19 protein-coding genes are annotated in these 21006 nt (G+C 63.0%); 8 read left to right on the top strand and 11 right to left on the bottom strand.

Annotated elements, in window-relative coordinates:
- The first annotated feature begins 3 nt into the window (after positions 1-3).
- The 8 genes from HPY65_03255 (at position 4) to HPY65_03220 (ending at position 6757) form a co-directional block, all read left to right on the top strand.
- On the top strand, positions 4-1023 hold the full coding sequence (locus HPY65_03255) for a hypothetical protein (protein ID NPU83482.1): 1020 nt from the start codon (positions 4-6) through the stop codon (positions 1021-1023).
- 37 nt (positions 1024-1060) lie between these two features.
- A complete protein-coding gene (locus HPY65_03250; GenBank protein ID NPU83481.1) occupies positions 1061-1207 on the top strand; it encodes a hypothetical protein in 147 nt (48 codons plus the stop codon).
- Positions 1208-1219: 12 nt separating this feature from the next.
- Entirely contained in the window at positions 1220-1600 is a 381-nt protein-coding gene (locus HPY65_03245) for a hypothetical protein (GenBank protein ID NPU83480.1), read from the top strand.
- 10 nt (positions 1601-1610) lie between these two features.
- Positions 1611-2387, top strand: a complete 777-nt coding sequence (locus HPY65_03240; GenBank protein ID NPU83479.1) for a class I SAM-dependent methyltransferase — start codon at positions 1611-1613, stop codon at positions 2385-2387.
- A gap of 26 nt (positions 2388-2413) precedes the next feature.
- Positions 2414-3334 (top strand): hypothetical protein, encoded by a 921-nt coding sequence (locus tag HPY65_03235; protein NPU83478.1) that lies wholly within the window; start codon positions 2414-2416, stop codon positions 3332-3334.
- Between the two features lie 672 nt (positions 3335-4006).
- Complete coding sequence (locus tag HPY65_03230) at positions 4007-5185, top strand: glycosyltransferase (protein NPU83477.1); 1179 nt, start codon at positions 4007-4009, stop codon at positions 5183-5185.
- Positions 5182-6231: an alpha/beta fold hydrolase gene (locus HPY65_03225; protein NPU83476.1), complete on the top strand. Its 1050-nt coding sequence runs from the start codon at positions 5182-5184 to the stop codon at positions 6229-6231. The genes HPY65_03230 and HPY65_03225 overlap by 4 nt, the downstream gene beginning before the upstream one ends.
- Positions 6232-6292: 61 nt before the next feature.
- Entirely contained in the window at positions 6293-6757 is a 465-nt protein-coding gene (locus tag HPY65_03220; GenBank protein ID NPU83475.1) for a hypothetical protein, read from the top strand.
- 36 nt (positions 6758-6793) lie between these two features.
- On the opposite strand, the gene HPY65_03215 is transcribed toward HPY65_03220, so the two are convergent.
- From HPY65_03215 to HPY65_03165, 11 genes are all read right to left on the bottom strand, one after another.
- Complete coding sequence (locus HPY65_03215; GenBank protein ID NPU83474.1) at positions 6794-7918, bottom strand: SGNH/GDSL hydrolase family protein; 1125 nt, start codon at positions 7916-7918, stop codon at positions 6794-6796.
- Positions 7915-8517, bottom strand: a complete 603-nt coding sequence (locus HPY65_03210) for a CatB-related O-acetyltransferase (GenBank protein NPU83473.1) — start codon at positions 8515-8517, stop codon at positions 7915-7917. Before HPY65_03210 ends, HPY65_03215 begins: the two co-directional genes overlap by 4 nt.
- Before the next feature lie 24 nt (positions 8518-8541).
- Positions 8542-9390 carry a bifunctional methylenetetrahydrofolate dehydrogenase/methenyltetrahydrofolate cyclohydrolase FolD gene (gene folD / locus HPY65_03205; protein NPU83472.1) on the bottom strand — a complete coding sequence of 283 codons (849 nt, stop codon included), beginning with the start codon at positions 9388-9390 and terminating at the stop codon, positions 8542-8544.
- 135 nt (positions 9391-9525) lie between these two features.
- A complete protein-coding gene (locus HPY65_03200; GenBank protein NPU83471.1) occupies positions 9526-10059 on the bottom strand; it encodes a hypothetical protein in 534 nt (177 codons plus the stop codon).
- A gap of 380 nt (positions 10060-10439) precedes the next feature.
- Positions 10440-12065, bottom strand: coding sequence for a long-chain fatty acid--CoA ligase (locus tag HPY65_03195; protein NPU83470.1), 1626 nt, complete (start codon positions 12063-12065; stop codon positions 10440-10442).
- Positions 12066-12603: 538 nt separating this feature from the next.
- Entirely contained in the window at positions 12604-14274 is a 1671-nt protein-coding gene (locus tag HPY65_03190) for an acyl--CoA ligase (GenBank protein ID NPU83469.1), read from the bottom strand.
- A gap of 71 nt (positions 14275-14345) precedes the next feature.
- Positions 14346-16004, bottom strand: coding sequence for a long-chain fatty acid--CoA ligase (locus HPY65_03185; GenBank protein ID NPU83468.1), 1659 nt, complete (start codon positions 16002-16004; stop codon positions 14346-14348).
- 170 nt (positions 16005-16174) lie between these two features.
- The gene (locus tag HPY65_03180; protein ID NPU83467.1) at positions 16175-17398 is read right to left on the bottom strand and encodes a thiolase family protein; all 1224 of its coding nucleotides are present in this window, start codon (positions 17396-17398) and stop codon (positions 16175-16177) included.
- Between the two features lie 219 nt (positions 17399-17617).
- Positions 17618-18385 (bottom strand): 3-hydroxyacyl-CoA dehydrogenase, encoded by a 768-nt coding sequence (locus HPY65_03175; protein NPU83466.1) that lies wholly within the window; start codon positions 18383-18385, stop codon positions 17618-17620.
- A 168-nt stretch (positions 18386-18553) separates the two neighbouring features.
- The gene (locus HPY65_03170) at positions 18554-19735 is read right to left on the bottom strand and encodes a CoA transferase (GenBank protein ID NPU83465.1); all 1182 of its coding nucleotides are present in this window, start codon (positions 19733-19735) and stop codon (positions 18554-18556) included.
- Between the two features lie 32 nt (positions 19736-19767).
- A complete protein-coding gene (locus tag HPY65_03165) occupies positions 19768-20910 on the bottom strand; it encodes an acyl-CoA dehydrogenase (protein ID NPU83464.1) in 1143 nt (380 codons plus the stop codon).
- Positions 20911-21006: the final 96 nt, after the last annotated feature.

Below are 21006 nucleotides of genomic sequence, written 5' to 3'. Positions count from 1 at the left end.
TCCATGATCCCCTTTCTCTATGCCGCTGCCGCGGTGATCTTCGTCCTCGTTTTCATCGAGGCAGCCTATCGCTTCCTGGCCTGCCGTCCCGACCTCCTGGAGAAATGTCCCCAGGGAATCATCAACAGCGTCGGACACCTGTACGTGCAGGGGGGCGAGCGGCGGGTCATGCAGTTCCTGCCGGACTGCGGCCGCCACGACCCCGATCTGGGCTACACCCTGAAGCCCGGAGTATTCACGTATTCCGGCCGTGAGTTCAGCAACCGCTACGAGATCAACTCGCTGGGCGTCCGCGACGACGAGGCATCCCTGGAGGCGCCGGAGATCGTGGTGGTGGGCGACTCCTTCGCCGTCGGCTGGGGGGTCGACCGGGAGGACATGTTCTCACGGATCCTGGAGCGGGAGACGGGCCTGCGGGTCCTCAACACGGCCATTCCCTCCTACGGGACCGTCCGGGAGATGATGATCCTTCGCAAGGTCCCCCGGGAGCGACTGAAGATCCTCGTCATCCAGTACTGCCAGGACGATTACGACGAGAATCTGCGCTTTTTCCGGAACGGCAACCGGCTCAAGGTCATGGGAGAGGAGACCTTCCGGCGCCTCGCGGCCTTTCACAGCCGCCCGAACCCCTATTTCTTCGGGAAGTACCTGCGGCTCAAGGCCCAAAAAAGGGTTGACGAATGGGGGGGACGCCTGCGAAAGAGGACTTCCGCGCCGCCACCGGAGGCGGACGAGGCGGATCTTTTCCTCCATGCCCTGCTGCACGGAGGCGTCGAGCTGGCGGGGGTCCGGATCATCACTTTCGAAATGAACGGCCGGCACCAGTCGAACACCTTCACGGCTCTCCTCCGGCAGAAGCTCCGGACGGGATCGTGGCCGGAGGAGATCCGGCGGATGACCGTGATGGACATGACGGAACACCTGGAAGACCGTCATTTTTACATTCTGGACGACCACCTGAAGCGCGAGGGCCATGCCGTCGTCGCCCGGGTGATTCTCGAGGCGATCCGGAACAAAGCATAGACAGATTTCAGGCCCCGGCCGGGGCCGCGGAGAAAACATGGAAATTCTGAAAGACCTGTGGATGTTCCTCCGGGAACGGAAAAAATGGTGGCTTCTGCCCATGATCGTGCTCCTGCTCCTCATGGGCATCCTGATCCTGACGAGCGGCTCCGCCGTGGCTCCGTTTATTTACACCCTGTTCTAAAACGGAAGGGACATGGAACCGAAACCGCTGGACAAACTGGGCATATTCCAGACGATCCACGTTCTCACGCTGGCGCTCCTGATTGCCTTTCTGATCTTCGGCAGCCGCTGGCTCCTGTGGGCGGCAGTCTTCCTGGCCGTGGCGAACACCTTCGAGAACCGTCTGACAACGGCGATCGCAAAGGGCTGGCTCGCATTCGCCCAGTGGATCGGCCGCATCAACTCCAGGATCCTCCTGACGCTGATCTTCTTCCTTTTCCTGACGCCCATCGCCTGGCTCTATCGCCTGTTCAACCGGACGCTGGTGGACCACTTCCGTGCGGACACGCGCACCAGCACGTTCCAGGAGCGGAATCACCGCTGGGAACCGGCAGACTTCGAAAAGATCTGGTAGGGGATTGATCATGGGCACAACGGCCGACCGGCTGTATCACATCCGCAAATTCTTCAAGATGCTCCGGACGGGCAGGAAGGCCCCCGACGACTACGACTGGCAGTTTTACTCGGAGATCTACAGGGAGGGCCTGGACGACATCGCCCGGGATCACACCCTGATCCTCCGGGAAGGGGATTACGCCTTCGACGGCGAGCGCCTGAATCTCCAGCGGGACATCAAGCCCCTCCATCCGAACTACCACATCACGTACGAGACGCTCCTCCAGCTGTCTCCCGATTCGATCCTGGAGGGGGGGTGCGGGGGCGGAGACCACCTGCACAACCTCCACGTACTGAATCCGAAATTCCGCCTGCATGGCGTCGACGTGTCCGACGGCCAGGTGGCCCTCCTCCGGAGGCGGCACCCGGATCTCCCGGCCTGGGTCGAGCCCCGGGACCTGACGGCGGAACCCGGAAGCCTCGAGCTGCCCCGGGTCGAGGCGGCCTTCACCCAGGCGGTGATCATGCACATCCGGCAGAACCACCGGAATGCCCTGGCGAACCTGTTCGGGGCGGCAACCCGCTGGTTCGTCCTCGTGGAGAACTGGAAGCGCCACGATTTCCTGGCGGACATCCGGACCCTCCACAAGGATGGACGGATCCCCTGGAAGGAGCTGCACGTCCACTACCGCGAATCGTCGGCCCTGAAGATTCCCCTGGCCATGGTTGTCTCTGCGGAGCCCCTTCCCCGCTATCCCGTACTGACGGACTACCGGATCCTCCGCGATGTCATCGCCGGCGTCTGAAGGACCATCGACTTGAGGGACATTCCGTGAAGACACCCGATCCGATCGAGCGGCTCACCTCCGGCGGAGCCTTTTCCTTCCGAAAGCTCGACATTTCCGGCATCGACAACGATCCCGTCTTCCGGGTGAACGACCCGAAGATGATCCGGGAAGAAACCTGCCTGTTCCACCGGGACATAGCTTCGGGGACCGACTACGTGAAGCGTCTCGGCGACCGGGTCGCCGGCGCCATTGCCCGCCGCAAGCCTTTGCCCGTCGTCCGCTTTGCCGACGGCGAGTACGCATTCTATCATTTTGACCTGGCCTGCAACGGCCTCTACCAGCAGGCGGAATCGCAATCCGCCATCCGCGATGCCCTCCCCTTGCACGCGGAGGCTCTTCGGGAACTGGCACGGACGGGCCTCCTCGCCCCCCTCGTCTTCCCGGGCAACATCGAAGAACCCACCGCAGGCTGGAAGGCGCTGTTCAAGCGCTGGCGCCGCCGGCCCTCGGCTACGACCTTTCTGCGCTACCTGGAGGAAACGGGGATCCCGCTGACGGGAGAGAACTACGTCCCCTTCTATGCCGTCTACGCCTATTTCTCCTCGGCAGCCTTCGCCCGCCTGATGGACGGCCGCAGGCTGGCCATCCTCAATTCCGACAGCGACGGCGCCGCCTGCGCCCGCTGGTTCGAAGGCCACGGGAGCCGCCCGCAGATCGAGCTGGTCGACATCCCGAACAGCTATGTCGCCACCCGCTGGCACGATATGAAAGAGGAGGTCCTCGGCCGTGTCCCGGCCGGGATGGACCTGCTCCTGGTCGGGGCGGGCATCGGCGCCCTGCCGGTCTGCGTGGACGCGGCCCGCCGCTTTGGCGTTCCCGCCGTCGACGCGGGGCATGTCCTCAACATGATGAACGACCGGGTGGACAAGTCGAACGGGGCGAGGTTGTTCACACTGTGGAAATAACAGAAACGTTTTCGTGTTTTCAAACGGTTCACCGCGCAAAACGGGCATACGGGGGCTGCCACGGGGACGTGCCGCCATCGCGAAAACGTTTCCGGTCGGGCTTTTGAAAAACACCCGTCTGCCGCTTTTCCCTCATCCTTCGCCGTCCGACGTACCGAAAAGGTTACGACTCATGGTTCAGGATTTCGGGGGCCTTGCATCCGGGCATTTTTGAACAGCCCGCTCGGGCACTGCCCGCGGTTTCGAGGGTGATGGCGCGGGGGCTGCCACGGGGGCTTCCGCCGTCGCGGACGTTTTTTCCCGCGATCCGTCGTCGACGGTCCGTCAGGCTGGAGGGATGGGAAAAAAGTCCCAATTGCTCCTCTGGAAACCCCCGGTCGCGCCCCCGCGAACGTCGGTCGGGGAGGGGGCTTCCCGGAGCGCGAATAGCGGCTTTTTCGGGGTACCCTGCCGTCGCAGCGCAGCGCCCGCAAAGTCATCTGTCTGAGCGCCGCCAGGCGCGAGTTATGACTTTGCAGTGGAGCGAGACGCTGCAGGGTCGAAAAAACGCTCCTGAGCGCGAGGGAAGTCCCTCTCCCGTTCAGGAGCTCGCCCCCGTGACAGCCCCGGTGCCCCGGCGGAATCAGCGGGGAGACGACTGAAGAATGTGAAACCGGCCTGCGGAGGCCATCCATGACCGACCTTTTCCGGACACTGCGAAACCGATTCTGGCGGTGGAGAAACGACCGGCGGCTCGTCCGGGAACAGGAGGAGTACGAGGATCGCTTTCGACGCCGGAATCTCGCGATCCCCGACGAGGCGGCCCTCCGCGGCACCTTCAAGGCCCGCTTCCCCGGCCTGCAGCCGAAGGCCAGAGGCGCCCTTCACATCCTCGCCGTCTACCGCAATTTCAACTGGGAAGACGAAGCCCTCACCCCGTCGCTTGCCATGTTTGGAACGGTCCATCGCTACGACTGGTCCGGCCGTTTCAACGCCGAGGGCGATGACCGGCACGGCGGGATGAAAGCGGCCATGAACCGGGATCTCCTCGCCTGGATCCGGGAAAGGAGGAAAGCCGGTGAGGCCGATGCAATATTCTTCTACCTCTCGGGCGAACATGTCTTCCCGGAGACGATGGAAGCAGTCCATCGCCTCGATATCCCGACGGTCAACCTGGCCCTCAACGACAAGGAGGGCTTCGTCGGCCGCACCCGGGACGGCCGCGCCGCGGGCAACCGCGACATCTGCCGCTGGATCGACCTCTCCTGGACCAGCACCGGAGACGCCGTGATCAAGTACTGCGTCCAGGGGGGGCGGCCGATCTACCTGCCCGAGGGGGCGAATCCCTCCGTCCACCGGCCCTTCGACGTGGAGAAAATCCTCGACGTCTCCTTTGTCGGCCAGTACTACGGGAACCGGCCCGCCGTGATCGATCACCTGAGCCGCCGGGGCATCGCCGTGGAGGCCTTCGGGCCCGGCTGGCCCGCAGGGCCGCTGCCCGTGGAAGACATGGTGAAGCTCTACTCGCAGAGCCGGATCAACCTGGGCTTCGGCGGGGTGGAGGGACATACGGAGGCTTTCTGCCTGAAGGGGCGGGATTTCGAGATCCCCATGAGCGGCGGGCTCTACCTGACGGAAGACCACCCGGAACTGGCCCGGGCCTATGACATCGGCCGGGAGATCGTCACCTGGCAAAACCCGGACGACCTGGCAGCGAAGATCCGCCATCTCCTGACCCATCCGGACGAGGCGGAGGAGATTCGCCGCCGCGGGTTCGAACGGGCCCGCCGGGAGCACACCTGGGAGCGGCGACTGGAGACGGTCTTCGGCATTCTGGGCGTCATCGAAAAAGAGGAGGACAAAAAAGCATGAAATCGATCCGCATTCTTGCGGTTTTGATCTCGGCACTGCTGCTCCTGCCCGGTTCCGTGCGGGCCGACGGGGAGCTGCAGTATGCCGATCTCGGCGAATGCAATCTGGAAAGTGGACAGACGATCCGGGACTGCCGGGTGGGATACCGCACCTTCGGCACCCTCAACCTGGAGAAATCCAACACGGTCCTGTTTGCGACCTGGCTGTCCGGAACGTCGGAAGACCTCGCGTCGCTGGGATACATCGGCCCGGGGAAAATGGCGGACAGCTCGAAATACTTCATTGTGGCCGTGGATGCCTTCGGCAACGGGGTTTCTTCCTCGCCGTCCAACAGCAAAAGCCAGCCTGGAGAAACGTTCCCCCGCTTCTCGGCCCGGGATCTCGTGGCGGCCCAGCACCGTCTTGTAACGGACCACCTGGGACTGTCCCGCCTCAAAGGTGTCATGGGCATCTCGATGGGGGCCTTCAACGCCTTTCAATGGTCCGTTTCCCATCCCGGGTCCGCCGATTGGGTCGTGGCCGTCGTGGGTACGCCCAGGCAGACCGCGTACGACCTCCTTCTCTGGCAGGCCCAGCTCGACATCATCCGCTCGACCCGGGGCATCGAAGGGGGAGGACTCAAGGCCATGAAGGCCATCACGGCCGTCCATAACCTCAACGCCTGGACGCCGGCGAACCTGAACGCCCGCATCCGTCCGGAAGCCATGCCCCAGTTCCTCGCAGAGTCCGAAAAGATCATCACGACGTACGATGCCGAGAACTGGGCGTCCCAGGTCGAGGCGATCATGTCCCAGGACGTCTACCGCAGCTTCAGGAACTCGCCGGAGGAGGCCGCGAGAACCGTGAAGGCGCGGAACCTCGTCATCTGGGCGAAAGAGGATCGGATGGTCCAGCCCGGACCGGCCCGGGAATGGGCCCGGTTCCTGGGCGCGGAGACGCTGGAGCTGGCCGGAGACTGCGGCCACTTCTCCTTCATCTGCGAGAAGGAATCGATTCAGGCGGCCGTCGCCGCCTTCCTGGCAACGAAGCGGAACGGGGAGAGATAAGCCCGGGACGCCCTGCCACAGGCGGAAACCATTTTTTTGTTTTCTAGAGGAGGAACCAGACATGAAGAAATCTGCACTGCTTTTCCTGCTGCTGGGCCTGATCCTGTCATACGGGCCGGCATTCGGGGCGGACCAGTTGGTGATCGTTTACGACGACGGGTCATCCCAGACGGTCAGCCTGAAGGGACCCACGTACGGGATCCGGAGCATCCACTTCCAGGGAGACGCCGCCGCTGCGACGCCGCCGTCGGTGTCGGGTAACCGGATCCAGGTCGTCGCAGGCACATACGGAAGGAACTGCGGCGCTTCTCACGGAAACAAGACGGAACACCTTGCCCGGGCCTGCGATGGCAAGTCCCGCTGCGAATACACGATCAATTACCAGGTGATCGGTGATCCGGTTGTGGGATGCGGAAAGGATTACACGGCCGAGTGGCATTGCGGCGACAGTTCCCGCGTTCACCGGACATCGGCGTCTCCGGAAGCGGGTTTCGGAAAGAAGATCGTCCTGTCCTGCCCGCAGTGACGGGCCGTCCGTCCAGGAAACCTCAGCAGTACCGATTCACCGGCTCTCCGACCGGAGGGCCGGAAGAATCATTCCTGCCGCCGCTGCATGTCCCGCCGACGACCAGTGGTCGTCAAAGTCCAGGTAGAATTTCCGCCCGTCCGGCGAACGCCTGACGAATTCCTCGAAATCGACAAAGCGGGCCCCCGGTGTTTTCAGGCTGAAGTCCTTCAGGACCCACCGGAGGTTCTCCGGCCGGTCCGCCTTGTAGACGATGGACTTGTCGGACGTGGTCGTCAGGATCAGCTCGGCCCCGCCTGCCGCCGTCCGGAGGCGCTGCAGGCCGTAGCGAAGGAAACGGGTCTCGGGGCCGTCCGGCGTGTCCGCCGTCTCCAGGGGAGGCGGGAAGTCGAATCCGGCGGGGGGCGCGTCCACCCGCATGGACGTCCGGATCCGTCTGCTCAACAGCGGCCGGATGAAGCGGGCGTGGAACGCCTTCAGGTAGGACCGGTAGAGCCATTTTTTCAGGGACCGGTACTCAGGCTGGTTCCGCCGGACAAGATCGGCGAAGATTTTCCCGGCGCCCGGCGGCGGATGATACGACAGGTCATAGGTCCCGTCGGGGAGCGGCGGCGTCATCCCGTCGATGTCGTTGGGACAGAAGACATAGATCACGGCAACGGGCTTCAGGACGTCCCGATAAAGTTCAAGGGCCGCTACAACCTCCCGGATGCTCCAGCCGGGCATGGCCAGGTTGATCACCTGCCAGGCGGGATCGGACTTCCGAAGCTCCCGCTCCAGGACCTGCCCCATTGTTTCCCCCCAGGCAACACCCCAGCCGAAGGCGAAGGAATCCCCCAGGATCAGCACGTTTTTCCGCCTCGGAGACAGGTCCCACTCGGGTCCCCGGAATCCCTGTGAATTCGTGTCCACCGTGTAGTCGAGCTGTCCCGGATAGAACTGCCGGACGCCCCGGAGGTTATTCTGCAGGGTGAATCCGAGGACGGGATGGAAGGCCCCGTACTGGGCCTGGATTACGGGCCGGCGGGCCTGGTAAACGGCTTCGTCGAGGCTGCGGTTTTTGACCAGGGGGAGGGAACACTCGGCGACGGCCAGGGCCGCTGCCACCGACAGGAGGAACAGCAGGGTGTCAAGGAGGAGGGGTCGAAGGCGTCCCTTCATGGGCCGTCGGGATCGAAGCGGTCGAGGAAAGACGCGATATCGCCGCCGCACAGCAGGGGGATCCGCTCGGCGATGACCTCGTCGGGCCAGTCCCACCAGCGGATCCTGAGAAGGCGGGCGACGGTTTCATCGTCGAAACGCTGGCTCACCGATCGCGCGGGATTGCCTACGGCCACCGTGTAGGGCTTGACGTCCGAGGCCACCATGGCCCTGGCCCCGATCACGGCCCCGTCGCCAATAGTCACGCCTGAGAGGATCATGGCCCCGAAGCCGATCCAGACGTCGTTTCCGATGACCACGTCGCCCTTGGTCACGGCCGAGTGGGGAATCGACGGCACGGAAGGCCAGAAGGCCGACAGGACGGGAAAGGGATAAGTCGTCACCCAGTCGGTCCGGTGGTCTCCGCCGAGGAAAATCGTGACCGACCCCGCGATGGAGCAGAATTTACCGATCGTCAGATGCGCCTCGGCACCGTGGAACTGGACCACTTCCGGTTTCCCGTAGGTATGGACGCCGATCTCCGCGTAGGGCTCCCGGAGCCAGTCCCGGGTGTAGAAGGCGTCCTTGCGCCGGCCGAAGATGTCCTTGAGTGATTTCATGGCACCCGTCCCACCGCGGTTTTCTTATTCCGTCGCCCGCTCCGCCGCCCGGTACGTGTTCGCCAGGAGCATGGCGATCGTCATGGGGCCGACACCGCCCGGCACCGGGGTGATCCAGGAGGCCCGGGGCTCCGCATCCTGGAAAGCTACGTCACCCAGCAGCCTGCCTTCGACGCGGTTGATGCCCACATCGATCACGACGGCGCCGTCGCGGACCATGTCGCCCCGGATCATCCCGGCCTTGCCCGCCGCGGCCACCAGGATCTCCGCCCGGCGGCACACCGCTCCGAGGTCGCGGGTCCGGGTGTGGCAGATCGTGACGGTGGCGTGCCGGGCCAGAAGCATCAGGGACAGGGGCTTGCCGACGAGGTTGCTCCGGCCCACGATGACGGCCTCTTTCCCTTCGATGGGGATCCCGTACCGGTCCATCAGCTCGATAACCCCGGAGGGGGTGCAGGCCTTGTGAAACGGGTCGCCCGAGAAGAGCCTTCCCGCGTTGAAGGGGTGCAGCCCGTCCACGTCCTTCCGGGGGTCGATCGCCTCGACGACGGCCTCGGGACGGATCTGCGGGGGGACAGGCATCTGGACGAGGATTCCGTGGATTTCCGGGTCCGCATTGAGCTCTCCGATGATGCGCAGCACCTCCGTCTCCGGCGTCTCCGCCGGGAGCCGGTATTCCCGGGAAAGAAACCCCGCCTCGTCGCAGGCCTTCCTCTTTCCCCGGACGTACACCTGGGACGCCGGGTCGTCCCCGACGAGGATGACCGCCAGCCCCGGTGCGATGCCCTTCGCCTGTTTCAGAATCGCCGCCTTCTGTCGCAGCTCTTCCCTCACCTGTCCTGCCACGGCCTTGCCGTCGATGATCGCCGCCATATCTCTTCAAACCTTCCCTGTCGGAACCTGCCCGTTTCCTGTATCAAAAGGGACGGAAAAAAGAAATCCCCCTTCCATCGCCGTCATATCCGGGGCTGAAGGAAGGGGGATTCGTTCCGATCGACCCGCGGGTCGTTATTTGTTCTGATATTCCCTGATCACATTGATCAGCTTGTCGATCTCGGCCTTCGGAAGCTTCCCCTTGTAGATGTAGCGGCAGATCCGCTGCTTGTCGAGGACGATCACGTTGGACACCTTGTTCGTGAGGCCCCAGGCGTTCAGCATGGAGTAATCGGGATCCATGAGGATGATCGCATCGGGCGCTTCCTTCTGCTTGCTGGCAATCGCCTTCTTCAGGAGAAAGTCGGGCAGCATGCTGGCCTTCAGGTTGACCACACCGAGCCCCTTGTATTTCGTGTTCCGCTCGATGCCGGGGGCTGCCTTGAGGGCGGCCTGGGCCTCATTGTTCATGTCCTTGGAGCCCGGGTCGGCATAGAAGAATGAAACGACCTTACCGGCCAGCTCCGGGGAGTTCAGGCTGTAGGCCTTCCCCTTCGAGTCCTTGAAATTGAAATCCGACGCCTTGGCGCCAACCTTCAACTCCGCCGCAACGGCCGTCGATCCAAGAAGGAAAAGGATCGCCGCACAAAAAACCAACGCTTTCTTCATGATGATGCCTCCGTGTGAATGGTTGAATTCGCCGCCGCACCCCTCGCGCCACCAACCGGATGGCGCAGCCTTTTCCCAGGCCGGGGTCCCTCCTGCGGAAGCGGGCCGATTATAGGGAAAAAGCCTGCGGCAGGCAAGGGGAAAACCGCTTCCACCGTGACAGCCCATGCGCCCGGTGACCGACCGATTCCCGCGGTGGTGCTGCCGGGGAACCCCGGAGAAGCAGGAGCATCGTGTTGCGACTTATTGCCAGAGGCTTTTCAAAAAGGGTTGAATGCAAGGCGCCCGAAATCCCGGACCGTGAGGCGTACTAGACTGTACGTCGAGCGGGGTGGGATGAGGACAACGCAGCAGACACCCTTTTTCAACAGCCTTGACGATCAAGACGTCAGCGTCAGCTTCCCCTCCGCATGCATCTGCCGGAGGTCGCGCTTGCTGAACTTGCCGACGCTCGTCTTGGGAATCGCATCAATAAAAGCAAACTGTTTGGGAATCCACCAGTCGGCCTTGACCCGGTCCTTGAGAAAGTCCCTGATCTCCGATGTGGTAAGCGTCTCCCCGGGCTTCACGACGATGCAGCCCAGGGGCCGCTCGGACCACTTTTCGTCGGGAATCCCGATAATTGCCGCCTCGAGAACCTTGGGATGGGCCATGATGAGGTTCTCCAGGTCCACCGATGAGATCCACTCGCCGCCGCTTTTCACGAGGTCCTTCGTCCGGTCCACCAGGCGAACGTACCCCTCGGAATCGATGGTCCCCACGTCGCCCGTGTGAAGCCAGCCACCGGCGAAGACAGGCGCCGACCGCTCGGGATCCTTGTAGTATTCCCTGGCGATCCAGGGGCCACGGAGCAGGATCTCTCCCCAGGACTTGCCGTCCATGGGGACGTCCCGGCCCCGCTCGTCGACGATCCGCATCTCCAGCCCCGGCACCAGGAGTCCGGCGCTGGATTTGATGTCGTACATCTCCTGCTGGGACAGGCCCTGCATGTCACTTTTCGGGATCGCCGCCAGGACCAGGGGCGTCGTCTCCGTCATGCCGTAGGCCTGGTGGATGGGGAATCCGTACTTCTCGTTCAGGCCCTCCATGAGGAACCGGGGGCAGGCGGATCCGCCGGAAAAGATCCCCTTCAGGGAGGAAAAATCGTACCAGCCGCCCGCCTCCAGGTACTGGTACAGCATCATCCAGATCGTCGGCACACCGGCGGTGAAGGTGACCTTCTCGTCGGCGATCATCCGGCAGATCTTCTCCATGTTCAACAACTCCCGTCCCGGGAGGACCTGCTTGCAGCCCAGGGCCATGCAGGCGAAGGGAACGCCCCAGGCGTTGGCATGGAACATGGGCACGACGTGGAGGCAGCAGTCGCTCTCCGTGGTGCCGAGGGTGCAGCAGGCGGCGTACGTGTGCATCACGATACCGCGATGGCTGTACACGACCCCCTTCGGATCTCCCGTTGTGGCGGAGGTGTAGCAGATGAGCGCCGGATCCCACTCGGAGAGGTCCCGCGGCCAGTCGTACTCCGTCGGGAAGGGGGCAATGAGGTCGTCGTAAAGGGTGACGGGGCTGAGCGACGTCTGCGGCATCTTGCCCGTCTGCGAAAGGATCACGAAATGCTTCACCGTCTTGAGCTGGTCTTTGATCATCTCCAGGAAGAAGACCAGATCCTCGTCCACGAAGACCACCTGGTCCTCTGCGTGATTCAGGATGTAGGCCAGGTGATGCGGCGGCAGGCGGAAGTTCACCGTGTGCAGGGCCGCCCCCATGCAGGGAACACCGAAATACAGCTCCAGGTGGCGATGGCTGTTGAGGGCCATGCTGGCCACCCGGTCACCCCTCTTCACTCCCAGGGACTTCAGGGCGTGAGCCAGCTGGCAGGTCCGCCGGTAATAATCGGCATAGGTGTAGCGGAAGTTCTCCTCGGGATAGACGGAGACGATTTCCTTCTTCGAAAAGAATTTCGCTGTCCGAGTCATGAACGTCGTCAGCAGGAGCGGGTAATCCATCATGTCGTTCTCCTCCTTTCTCAACCTTGGGAAAAGCCCGGATAATTCATTGCGCTGTATCTTTCGCTCTTTGAAGAAAGGAACGGCTTTCAAGCCCGCCCCATACCTTATTCCCCTTTTGTTTCCCATCCGGCCGGATCACCCTTTCCTGTGCAGGATGCGCCTTGGCGCGGGGGCTGCCACGGGGGCTTCCGCCGTCGCGGACGTTTTTTCCCGCGATCCGTCGTCGACGGTCCGTCAGGATGGAGGGATGGGAAAAAAGTCCCAATTGCTCCTCTGGAAACCCCCGGTCGCGCCCCCGCGAACGTCCGTCGGGGAGAGGGGGCTTCCCGGAGCGCGAATAGCGGCTTTTTCGGGGCACCCTGCCGTCGCAGCGTAGCGCCCGCAAAGTCATCTGTCTGAGCACCGCCAGGTGCGAGTTATGACTTTGCAGCGGAGCGAGACGTTGCAGGGTCGAAAAAACGCTTCTGAGCGCGAGGGAAGCCCCCTCCCACATATTTTTGTACCGCGCCCGAACGCAGCCGTGGTCTCCCGGCGGACGTCAGGGTGTGCCCAACTTCTTCTTGATGTCCTCTCGCAGGACCTTCTTGAGGATCTTTCCCACGGGATTGCGCGGGATGGCTTCGATGATCTCCAGCCGCTCGGGGATCTTGTAGACCGCCAGCCCCTTCTCCTTCATGAAAGCCACGATCTCCTCGAGGGTCACCGTTTCGCCCGGTTTCGGAACGACGTAGACGCAGGTCCGCTCCCCGAGGGCCTCGTCGGGCATGGCCACGGCCGCGGCGTCCAGGACCTTCGGGTGGCCGAGGACCATGTTCTCCACCTCCTGGGCGCTGACGTTGAAGCCGCCCCGGATGATGATGTCCTTGGACCGCTCGAAGAAGCCGATGCACTCGTTGTCCTTCAACTGGAAGAGGTCACCCGTGTTGAAGTAACCCTCCGCGTCGAAGGCCTTGGCCGTCAGGTCGGGCCGCTTGAAGTAGCCGGGGATCACATTGGGCCCCCGGTACCACAGTTCCCCTACGTCCCCTTCTTTCTTCGGGCCGCCGGGGATGCCGGCGTTGATCAGCTTCATGGAAACATGCTTCGACATCTGGGTGCCCGTCCGGGTCCACTTGCTCCCCGGGCCGGTGAAGAGGAAATGATCCAGGCGCATGGCCATGTCGGGAATGTCGTAGCCGCTGGCCACGTTGGCCGTCCCCTCGTTCTGTCCCCAGATGTTGGCGAAGTCGATTCCCCAGCGGCGCTGGAGCTCCTGAACAGACCACAGGGACGGTGGAGCGGCGCCGATCGTGATGGCCCTCATCTTGCTGAAGTCGAACTTGTCCACCATGGGGTGCTTCAGGAGGGCGTTCACGACCGCCGGCACCAGCAGGGTGTAGTGGATCTCCTCCGCCATGAGCTGCATGACGAACGAAGGACCGTCGAAGGGGTGGTGGAGAACGAGCTTTCCGCCGCCGATGAGCCAGGGGATGTAGACCGTCCCGATGGAGGCCATGTTGACCAGCGGTCCCGCCGTGATCAGGTTGTCCCCCCAGGAGATGGGCGCCATCTCGAAGCACAGGTTCCCCTGAAAGATCCAGTTGTTGTGCGACAGCGGGCAACCCTTGGGCTCCGCCTCGGTCCCCGACGACCAGGAGAGGGTGAAGATGTCGTTGGGGTCGACGACGATGCCGTCGAGCTTCCCCGTCAGAGGCTGCTTCGACATTTCCCGGATCTCCGGCAGGTAGATGATCTCCCGGATCGAGGCCTGCTTTGCCTTGACCTTCTCCGCCATCTCCCCGTGGCCGAAGTTCCCGAAGGATTCGACCGTCAGGATGGCCTTGGCCTCCGTGATCCCTGCGATGAACTCCAGCTCCGAGGCCCGCCACTGCATGGGCATGGGAGAAATGAGTCCGCCCATGCGCGAGATTGCTAGGTACAGCATGGCCAGTTCCCAGACGTTGGGAAGCTGGACCATGAAAATGTCGTCCTTCCCGTATCCCTTCGCCAGGAGCCCTTCGGCCACGGCATCGGCCGCTCGGGCGAGTTCCCCGTAGGTCAGCTTCTCCGGTTTCAGCCCCACGAGGGCTTCCTTGTTCAATGGATCGACCAGACAGATCTTGTCAGGCGCCTTGCGGACGTGAAAACGGAAATAATCGAGCAGCGTCTTGTGTCCCCAGGCCCCCGCCTCAGTCCACCGGCGAATCGTTTCCTGTGATGCCAGGATCATCGTATTCTCCTTTCAATCTGTGCAAGGCCGGCCCCCGAAGGGCCGGCGGAATCGTTCAAAGGCCCGGAACGTCAGGCCTTTCCCATTTTCTTCATCTCCAGGTCCCGGAGCTCCCGCCGCAGGATCTTGCCGACGGCGCTCTTCGGCAGCGCCTCCAGGAATTCCACCATTTTCGGAATCTTGTAGGCCGCCAGTGTCTGCCGGCAGAAGGACGTCACGTCCTCCTCCGACATGGTCTGCCCCGGCTTGACGACCACGAAGGTCTTCACCGTCTCCCCCCGGTAGGCGTCGGGAACCCCGATGGTGCACACCTCGAGGACTTTCGGGTGGGTCATCAGGAGCTCGTCGATCTCCTTGGGATAGATGTTGAATCCGCTGGCGAGGATCATGTCCTTCTTCCGATCCACGATGGTGACGTACCCATCCTCGTCCATGACCCCGATGTCGCCCGTCAGGAGCCAGCCGTCCACAAGGACCTTCGCCGTCTCCTCGGGATTCTTGTAGTATCCCATCATGACCTGGGGTCCCTTGAAACAGATCTCGCCGGCCTCGCCCAGCGGTACTTCCTTCGTCCCCGTCTCGAGGTCCATGATCCTGAGGTCCGTATTGGGAAAGGGGATTCCGACGGTGCCGGGCTTCTCGTCGCCGCCCCAGGGCGTCGCCGTCCCCATGGGCGTGATCTCCGTGAGGCCGTACACGTTGACCAGGGGCACGTCCCGGAGATCTTTGAGCATCTTGATGGTCTCCACCGCCATGGGGGCCGATCCGGTGAGATAGGCCTTCAGGAAGGACAGGTCCATTTTCCGGAACCGCTCGGTGTTGAGAAGCGCCACAAAAATCGTGGACACGCCCGGAAGGAGAGTCGGCTTGAACTTCTCCAGCAGGTCCAGGATCCGGTCCGGCTCCGGCCGGGGAACGAGGATGTCCGCCCACCCGGCGTAAATGGACGTATTCTGGAGCCCTGTCCATCCGGCGGCGTGGAAGAAGGGGAAGATGGCCAGCAGCCTCTCCTCGCCGTCCTTGAGCCCGATGTACCACCTCCGGAACTGCTGGGCGTTGAAGGAGATGTTGGCATGGCTCAGCATGACGCCCTTGCTGAGGCCCGTCGTCCCGCCCGTGTAGATGAGGGCCCCCAGTTCCTCCAGGGAGGCATCGTTCGGGACGGGATCGTCCGGCTGGGGACCGATCAGGTCCATGAATTTGTATACCCCCTCCGCTGGCGGGACGTCGGCCGGCGGGAAGAGGGGCTTCAGCGGCTCCGGCAGGTAATCCGCCAGGCCGCAAAGGATGGCCTTTTTCGCTCCGGTGCTTTCCTGGAGCTTCCGTGCCACCGGGTGGAACAGGTCCAGGGTGACCAGGACGGTGGACTCGGAGTCGTTGAGCTGATGGGCCAGCTCGTGCTCCGTGTACAGGGGATTGTTCATGACGTTGACCGCCCCGATGCGGAACGCCGCGTATTCGGCGATGACGATCTGGGGGATGTTGGGCAGGATCATGGACACCTTGTCGCCCTTTTTGACCCCCAGGGCGAGGAGAGCCCTGGCGAAGCGGTTGACCAGCTTGTCCAGTTCCCGGTACGTGATGACAGTGCCGAAATAAACCAGGGCGGGGTTATCGGGAAACCGCGAGGCCGACCGTGTAAGGGCCTCGGGCATGGTGATGCGGTCGAAGTCGATCTCCGCCGGAAGACCCGGTGGATAGCTCTTGTGCCAGATCCGCTGGAAAGACATAGGTTCCCTCCTTTTCTTTCACTGTGGAACGTTGGACTGCAAGGATCTCGGTCCGACAACGCGTGGAATCGGGGCTGCCGCACCGGTCGCATCAGGCCCGGAACCCCGATTCCTCATGTTCTTTGAAATGCTTTCTGAAACCACCTCCTTCTGGTCTTTTTCGCTCTTTTTTACACTTTCAGGATCACCGCCTCGCCTTGGGCCAACCCGCCGCAAATGGACGCGACGCCGTAGCCGCCGCCGCGGCGCTGGAGCTCGTAGGCCAGGTGCATGGTGATCCGCCCGGCGCTGGCGCCCACCGGGTGGCCGATGGCGATGGCGCCGCCGTTGACGTTCGTCTTCTCCTGGAGGGCCTTCCACTTCCCCTCGTCGCCGTCCGCCAGGATCTTCGTGGACACGAGCGGCATGGCGGCGAAGGCCTCGTTGATTTCGATCAGGTCCATCCGGTCGATGGTCAGGCCGGTCCGCTTGAGGGCCTCCCGGATGGTCAGGGCGGGAATGACGGGAATGTCCCGCGGCTTCGTGGCCGTTCCAACGGACGCGAGAATCGTAGCCAGGGGCTTCAGTCCTTTTGCCTCGGCCTGCCGCCGCGTCATGAACAGAATCGCGCTGGAGCCCGCGCTGATGGGCGGCGCGTTTCCGGCGGTGACCGTCGGGCTTCCGTAAACGGTCCTCAGCTTTGACAGGATCTCCATGGTGGTCCGCCGGGGCGATTCGTCCCGGTCGATAACGATGGGATCCCCCTTCTTCTGGGGAATGACTACGGGTACGATCTCCTCTCCCACCTTGTACTTTCCGGCGGCAAAGGCCTGGGCGTAGCGATCCTGGGTCTGGCAGGCCCAGGCGTCCTGCATCTCCCGGGTGACCCCGTACTCCAGGGAGACCTCGCCGGCGTCGACGGACACCGGCGCAAAACCCTTGGCACCGTAGCCCAGTTCGAAGAGGCCGTCGAGCATCCGGATGTGGCCGAGACGCACACCCTTTCGCAACCCGGGAACCAGGTGGGGCATCCGGGGCATGTTCTCGGAGCCGACGGACATGCAGATCTCCGCCTCCCCAGCCCGGATGGCCCGGACTCCCAGGCGGAGGGCCGTCAGGGAGGAGCAGCAGGCCCGGTCGAGGGTAACGGAGAGGATCTCCGGAGGCCAGCCCGCCAGGAGCGCGGCCTGGCGGACGGGGATGTCCGTCTCCAGGGCCATCTCCGCCATGACGCAGCTGCCGTAGTTGATCTCGCCCAGCTCCTCCGGCTTCACGCCGACCCTCGCAATGACCTCCTTCATGACGATGACCGCCAGGTCGATACTGGCGATGTCCGCCATGGCGGAGTCGAATCGGCTGAAAGGCGTCCTGCAGGCGCTGACGATGACGATTTCATCTTTGTCGTGATGACTCATAATTCCTTCCCTTCCTTTTTCTTTCTCATAAAAACATGTGGGAATCGGCGTTTATCAGGGGTGAACCAGATTTTTCCCGGGCCCCGTGCCCGCGCAGCGGAACGCCCGCAGCCGCCATGTCCGAAGCGCGCCAGCGCAAGTTTGGCGGCTGCAGTGCAGCGAGCAGGTGCACGGTCGGAGAAAAATCTCTGAGCGCTTGATAAACGCCGATTCCGCAACTTATTTCGCCGCCATCCGGATCGCACCGTCCAGGCGGATCACTTCCCCGTTGAGCATCGTGTTCTCGATGATGTGCTTCGCCAGCATGGCGTATTCCATCGGGTTTCCAAGCCGCTTCGGGAAGGGAACGCTCGCGCCGAGGGCGTCCCGGGCCTCCTGCGGCAGCAGGGCCAGCATGGGCGTATCGAATAGCCCCGGGGCGATGGTCATCACGCGGATCCCGTAATCGGCGCACTCCCGGGCGACGGGAAGGGTCATCCCCACGACGCCGGCCTTGGAGGCGCTGTAGGCCGCCTGGCCGATCTGGCCGTCGAAGGCCGCCGCTGAGGCGGTGTTGATGATGACGCCCCGTTCGCCTTCGGCATTCGGCGTGTTCTTCGCCATCTGCTCCACCGTCAGGCGGATCACGTTGAAGGTTCCGATGAGGTTGATCTGGACAACCCAGTTGAAGGCTTTCAACGGGTAGGGCCCCTTCTTGGAGAGGACCTTGGCGGCAGCTCCGACGCCGGCACAGTTGATGGCGGCGTTGATCGTTCCGAAGGCCTCGGCGGCCTTGGCGATGGAGGCCTGGACGCTCTCCTCGTTCGTCACGTCCGTCTTGGTATACAGGCAGTTTGCGCCCAGCTCGGCGGCCAGGTTGGCGCCGCGCTCATCCTGAAGATCGAAGATGACCGCCTTCCCCCCGTTCTTCACGATGGTTCTCACACAGGCCTCCCCCAGTCCGGAAGCCCCTCCCGTTACGACGGCAATGCAGTCCTTCACGTTCATGAATCCTGATCCTCCTTTGTGAAAAAAATCGCTCCGATAACAGCCGGAAACAGCACCCGCCCGGATCCTGCCTCCGGAAAACTCCATGTCCTCCTTCCGACCCGGCCGGGCCCCGCCGTCACCGATGGGTCCGACGGAACCGGCAGGTTGGTTGAAGGAAGCCGTTCCTTACCGGAACAGTCCCGCCGCCTCCATCTCCGCGATCTCGGCAGCCGTGTAACCCGCCTCCCTGAGAACCGCCGCCGTGTCGCCTCCGGCGGGCGCCCCCGCATGGCGGAACTCCGGCTTCATGGAAGAGAACTTGATGGGACAGCCGAGCTGCCGCACCGTTCCCCCCGCCGGCAGCGGGACGTCCACAACCATCTCCCGCTCGACCGCCAGAGGGTCCGCGAAGGCCTCCGCCAGTGTCAGAACCGGCTCCGTGCAGGCGTCCGTGGCGTCGAACAGGGCCTTCCACTCCGCCAGGGTCTTCGTCCGGAAGACAGCTCGGACCTCCTCCTTCACCCGGGCAAGATTCTTCGGGGACACACTGCCGGCAATCAGGTCGGGACGACCCAGGGTATTGCAGAAATTGGCGAAGAACTGCGGCTCCAGGGGGCCGCAGCTCAGCCAGCGGCCGTCCTTCGTCTCGTAGTAATCGTAGAGGGAGCCGCCGTTGAGGAGGTTTCCCTCGAAGACCTGTTCCCTCCCGTCCACCAGAAAGGCGGCGCCGAACATGGCGTTGAAGGCGATCATGCCGTCGGTCATGGAGATATCGACGAACTGTCCTTCTCCCGTCTGCCGCCGGCCGAAGACGGCGGCGAGGATGCCGATGACGGCGTGGTTGGAGCCCGAGGCGACGTCGGCGATCTGCATGCTCACGAGGGACGGTCCCGAAGACTTCTTGCCCGTGTAGGAAGCAACGCCGGAACGGGCGATGTAGTTGATGTCGTGCCCCGCCCGGTCGCGCAGGGGCCCCGTCTGGCCGTACCCGGTGATGGAGCAGTAGACGATGCGGGGATTCACTTTTCCGAGGGAGTCGTAGTCGAGGCCGAGCTTGGCCATGACGCCGGGACGGAACTGCTCGACAACGACGTCATAGTCGGCAAGCAGGCGGTGTACGACTTCGATGGCCTTGGGGATTTTCAGGTTGAGGGCCATGCTCCGCTTGTTGCGGCCGAGATACGCCGACGCCGCGGAGAGCTTTGTTTCCGGAATGAACGGGGGGAAAAAATCCACCAGGTCCGGCCTGGAGGGCGATACGATGCGCAGCACTTCCGCCCCCATATCGGCCAGGAGCATGGTGGCGTAAGGTCCGGGCAGGAGGGTTGTAAAATCGAGAACCTTCAGTCCTTGAAGAGGTCCGGCCATCACTGCCTCCTTTCTTCAGCCTTGCGCCGATGTTACAGTCCCATGAACTTCGCCACGATTCCTTTCATGATCTCGTTGGTGCCGGCAAAAATCCGGGTCACCCGGATGTCCCGCCACGCCCGGGCGATGGGATATTCTTCGCAATACCCATATCCTCCATGCAGCTGGACACATCGGTCCGCGACGCGGCAGGCCATCTCGGTGAGCCAGTACTTGGCCATGGACACCTCGACGGTGACGTTCTTCCCCTCCATGTGGTCGGCGACGAGTTTGTCGATGAACGTCCGGCCGATCTTGATCTCCGTGGCCATCTCCGCGAACTCGAACTGGCTGTGCTGGAACTTGGCGATGGGCTTCCCGAAGGCCGTCCGTTCCCGGCAGTACTTGATCGTCCACTCCAGCATGCACTCCGCCGCCACCTGCGCCCCGATCCCGCAGATCAGGCGCTCCTGCTGAAGCTTCATCATCAGGTTGAGGAAACCCGACCCTTTCGTCCCCAGCCGGTTCTCCGCCGGAATCCGGCAGTCGGTGAAATAGAGTTCCGCCGTGTCCTGGCTGTGCCAGCCGACCTTCTTGATGCGCCGGCCCTTTTCAAAACCGGGCGTCCCCGCGTCGACGAGGTAGAGGTCCACGGCCCGGTGGGGGTTCTCCACCGCCGGGTCCTTGGCCGCCAGGACGAGGACATCACAGTTGATCCCGTTGGAGATGAAGGTTTTCTGGCCGTTGAGGACGATCATGCCGTCCTTCTCGGCGGCGGTGGTGCGGATCGCCGCCAGGTCGCTTCCCGTATTGGGCTCCGTCATGGCGACGGCGGTGATGCAGTCTCCGGTCACGCATCCCGGGAGATATTTCTTCTTCTGCTCCTCGGTTCCGAAGGAGGCGATGTAGGGCACGATGATGTCGCTGTGAAGGGAAGCCGCGAGGCCCGAGAAATTGCACTTTGCCATCTCCTCGCAGACGATGACGGAATACAGGAAATCCGCTCCTACCCCGCCGTACTCCTCGGGAACCCAGGTGCTGAGAAAGCCGTTCTCCCCCATTTTCTGCCAGTAGCTCTTGGGGACGATGCCCGCTTCCTCCCACTCCTCGATGTGGGGAACGATCTCCTTCTCCAGGAAACGCCGCAGGCTCTCGCGAAAAATCTTGTGCTCCTCCGTGAACGTCAGAATCTCCATTGCTCTCCTCCCCTTCGTTTTTTCAATGTTTCAGAAAGATGGACAATGAGCCGTTCCCGCGGATCCGGCTCGATCCGGGCGGGAATGAATGACGGA

Source organism: Syntrophaceae bacterium (assembly GCA_013177825.1).
Classification (GTDB): Bacteria; Desulfobacterota; Syntrophia; order Syntrophales; family PHBD01; genus PHBD01.
This window is presented reverse-complemented; position numbering and strand designations above follow the sequence as displayed.

Excerpts from the sequence above, each read along its gene's own strand:
- HPY65_03215 (NPU83474.1), bottom strand. The coding sequence starts at position 7,918 with ATGAAGGGACGCCTTCGACCCCTCCTCCTTGACACCCTGCTGTTCCTC.
- folD (NPU83472.1), bottom strand. The coding sequence starts at position 9,390 with ATGGCGGCGATCATCGACGGCAAGGCCGTGGCAGGACAGGTGAGGGAA.
- HPY65_03165 (NPU83464.1), bottom strand. The coding sequence starts at position 20,910 with ATGGAGATTCTGACGTTCACGGAGGAGCACAAGATTTTTCGCGAGAGC.
- HPY65_03230 (NPU83477.1), top strand. The coding sequence starts at position 4,007 with ATGACCGACCTTTTCCGGACACTGCGAAACCGATTCTGGCGGTGGAGA.
- HPY65_03200 (NPU83471.1), bottom strand. The coding sequence starts at position 10,059 with ATGAAGAAAGCGTTGGTTTTTTGTGCGGCGATCCTTTTCCTTCTTGGA.
- HPY65_03245 (NPU83480.1), top strand. The coding sequence starts at position 1,220 with ATGGAACCGAAACCGCTGGACAAACTGGGCATATTCCAGACGATCCAC.
- HPY65_03170 (NPU83465.1), bottom strand. The coding sequence starts at position 19,735 with ATGGCCGGACCTCTTCAAGGACTGAAGGTTCTCGATTTTACAACCCTC.
- HPY65_03195 (NPU83470.1), bottom strand. The coding sequence starts at position 12,065 with ATGATGGATTACCCGCTCCTGCTGACGACGTTCATGACTCGGACAGCG.
- HPY65_03185 (NPU83468.1), bottom strand. The coding sequence starts at position 16,004 with ATGTCTTTCCAGCGGATCTGGCACAAGAGCTATCCACCGGGTCTTCCG.
- HPY65_03250 (NPU83481.1), top strand. The coding sequence starts at position 1,061 with ATGGAAATTCTGAAAGACCTGTGGATGTTCCTCCGGGAACGGAAAAAA.
- HPY65_03220 (NPU83475.1), top strand. The coding sequence starts at position 6,293 with ATGAAGAAATCTGCACTGCTTTTCCTGCTGCTGGGCCTGATCCTGTCA.
- HPY65_03225 (NPU83476.1), top strand. The coding sequence starts at position 5,182 with ATGAAATCGATCCGCATTCTTGCGGTTTTGATCTCGGCACTGCTGCTC.
- HPY65_03255 (NPU83482.1), top strand. The coding sequence starts at position 4 with ATGATCCCCTTTCTCTATGCCGCTGCCGCGGTGATCTTCGTCCTCGTT.
- HPY65_03240 (NPU83479.1), top strand. The coding sequence starts at position 1,611 with ATGGGCACAACGGCCGACCGGCTGTATCACATCCGCAAATTCTTCAAG.
- HPY65_03190 (NPU83469.1), bottom strand. The coding sequence starts at position 14,274 with ATGATCCTGGCATCACAGGAAACGATTCGCCGGTGGACTGAGGCGGGG.
- HPY65_03175 (NPU83466.1), bottom strand. The coding sequence starts at position 18,385 with ATGAACGTGAAGGACTGCATTGCCGTCGTAACGGGAGGGGCTTCCGGA.
- HPY65_03180 (NPU83467.1), bottom strand. The coding sequence starts at position 17,398 with ATGAGTCATCACGACAAAGATGAAATCGTCATCGTCAGCGCCTGCAGG.
- HPY65_03210 (NPU83473.1), bottom strand. The coding sequence starts at position 8,517 with ATGAAATCACTCAAGGACATCTTCGGCCGGCGCAAGGACGCCTTCTAC.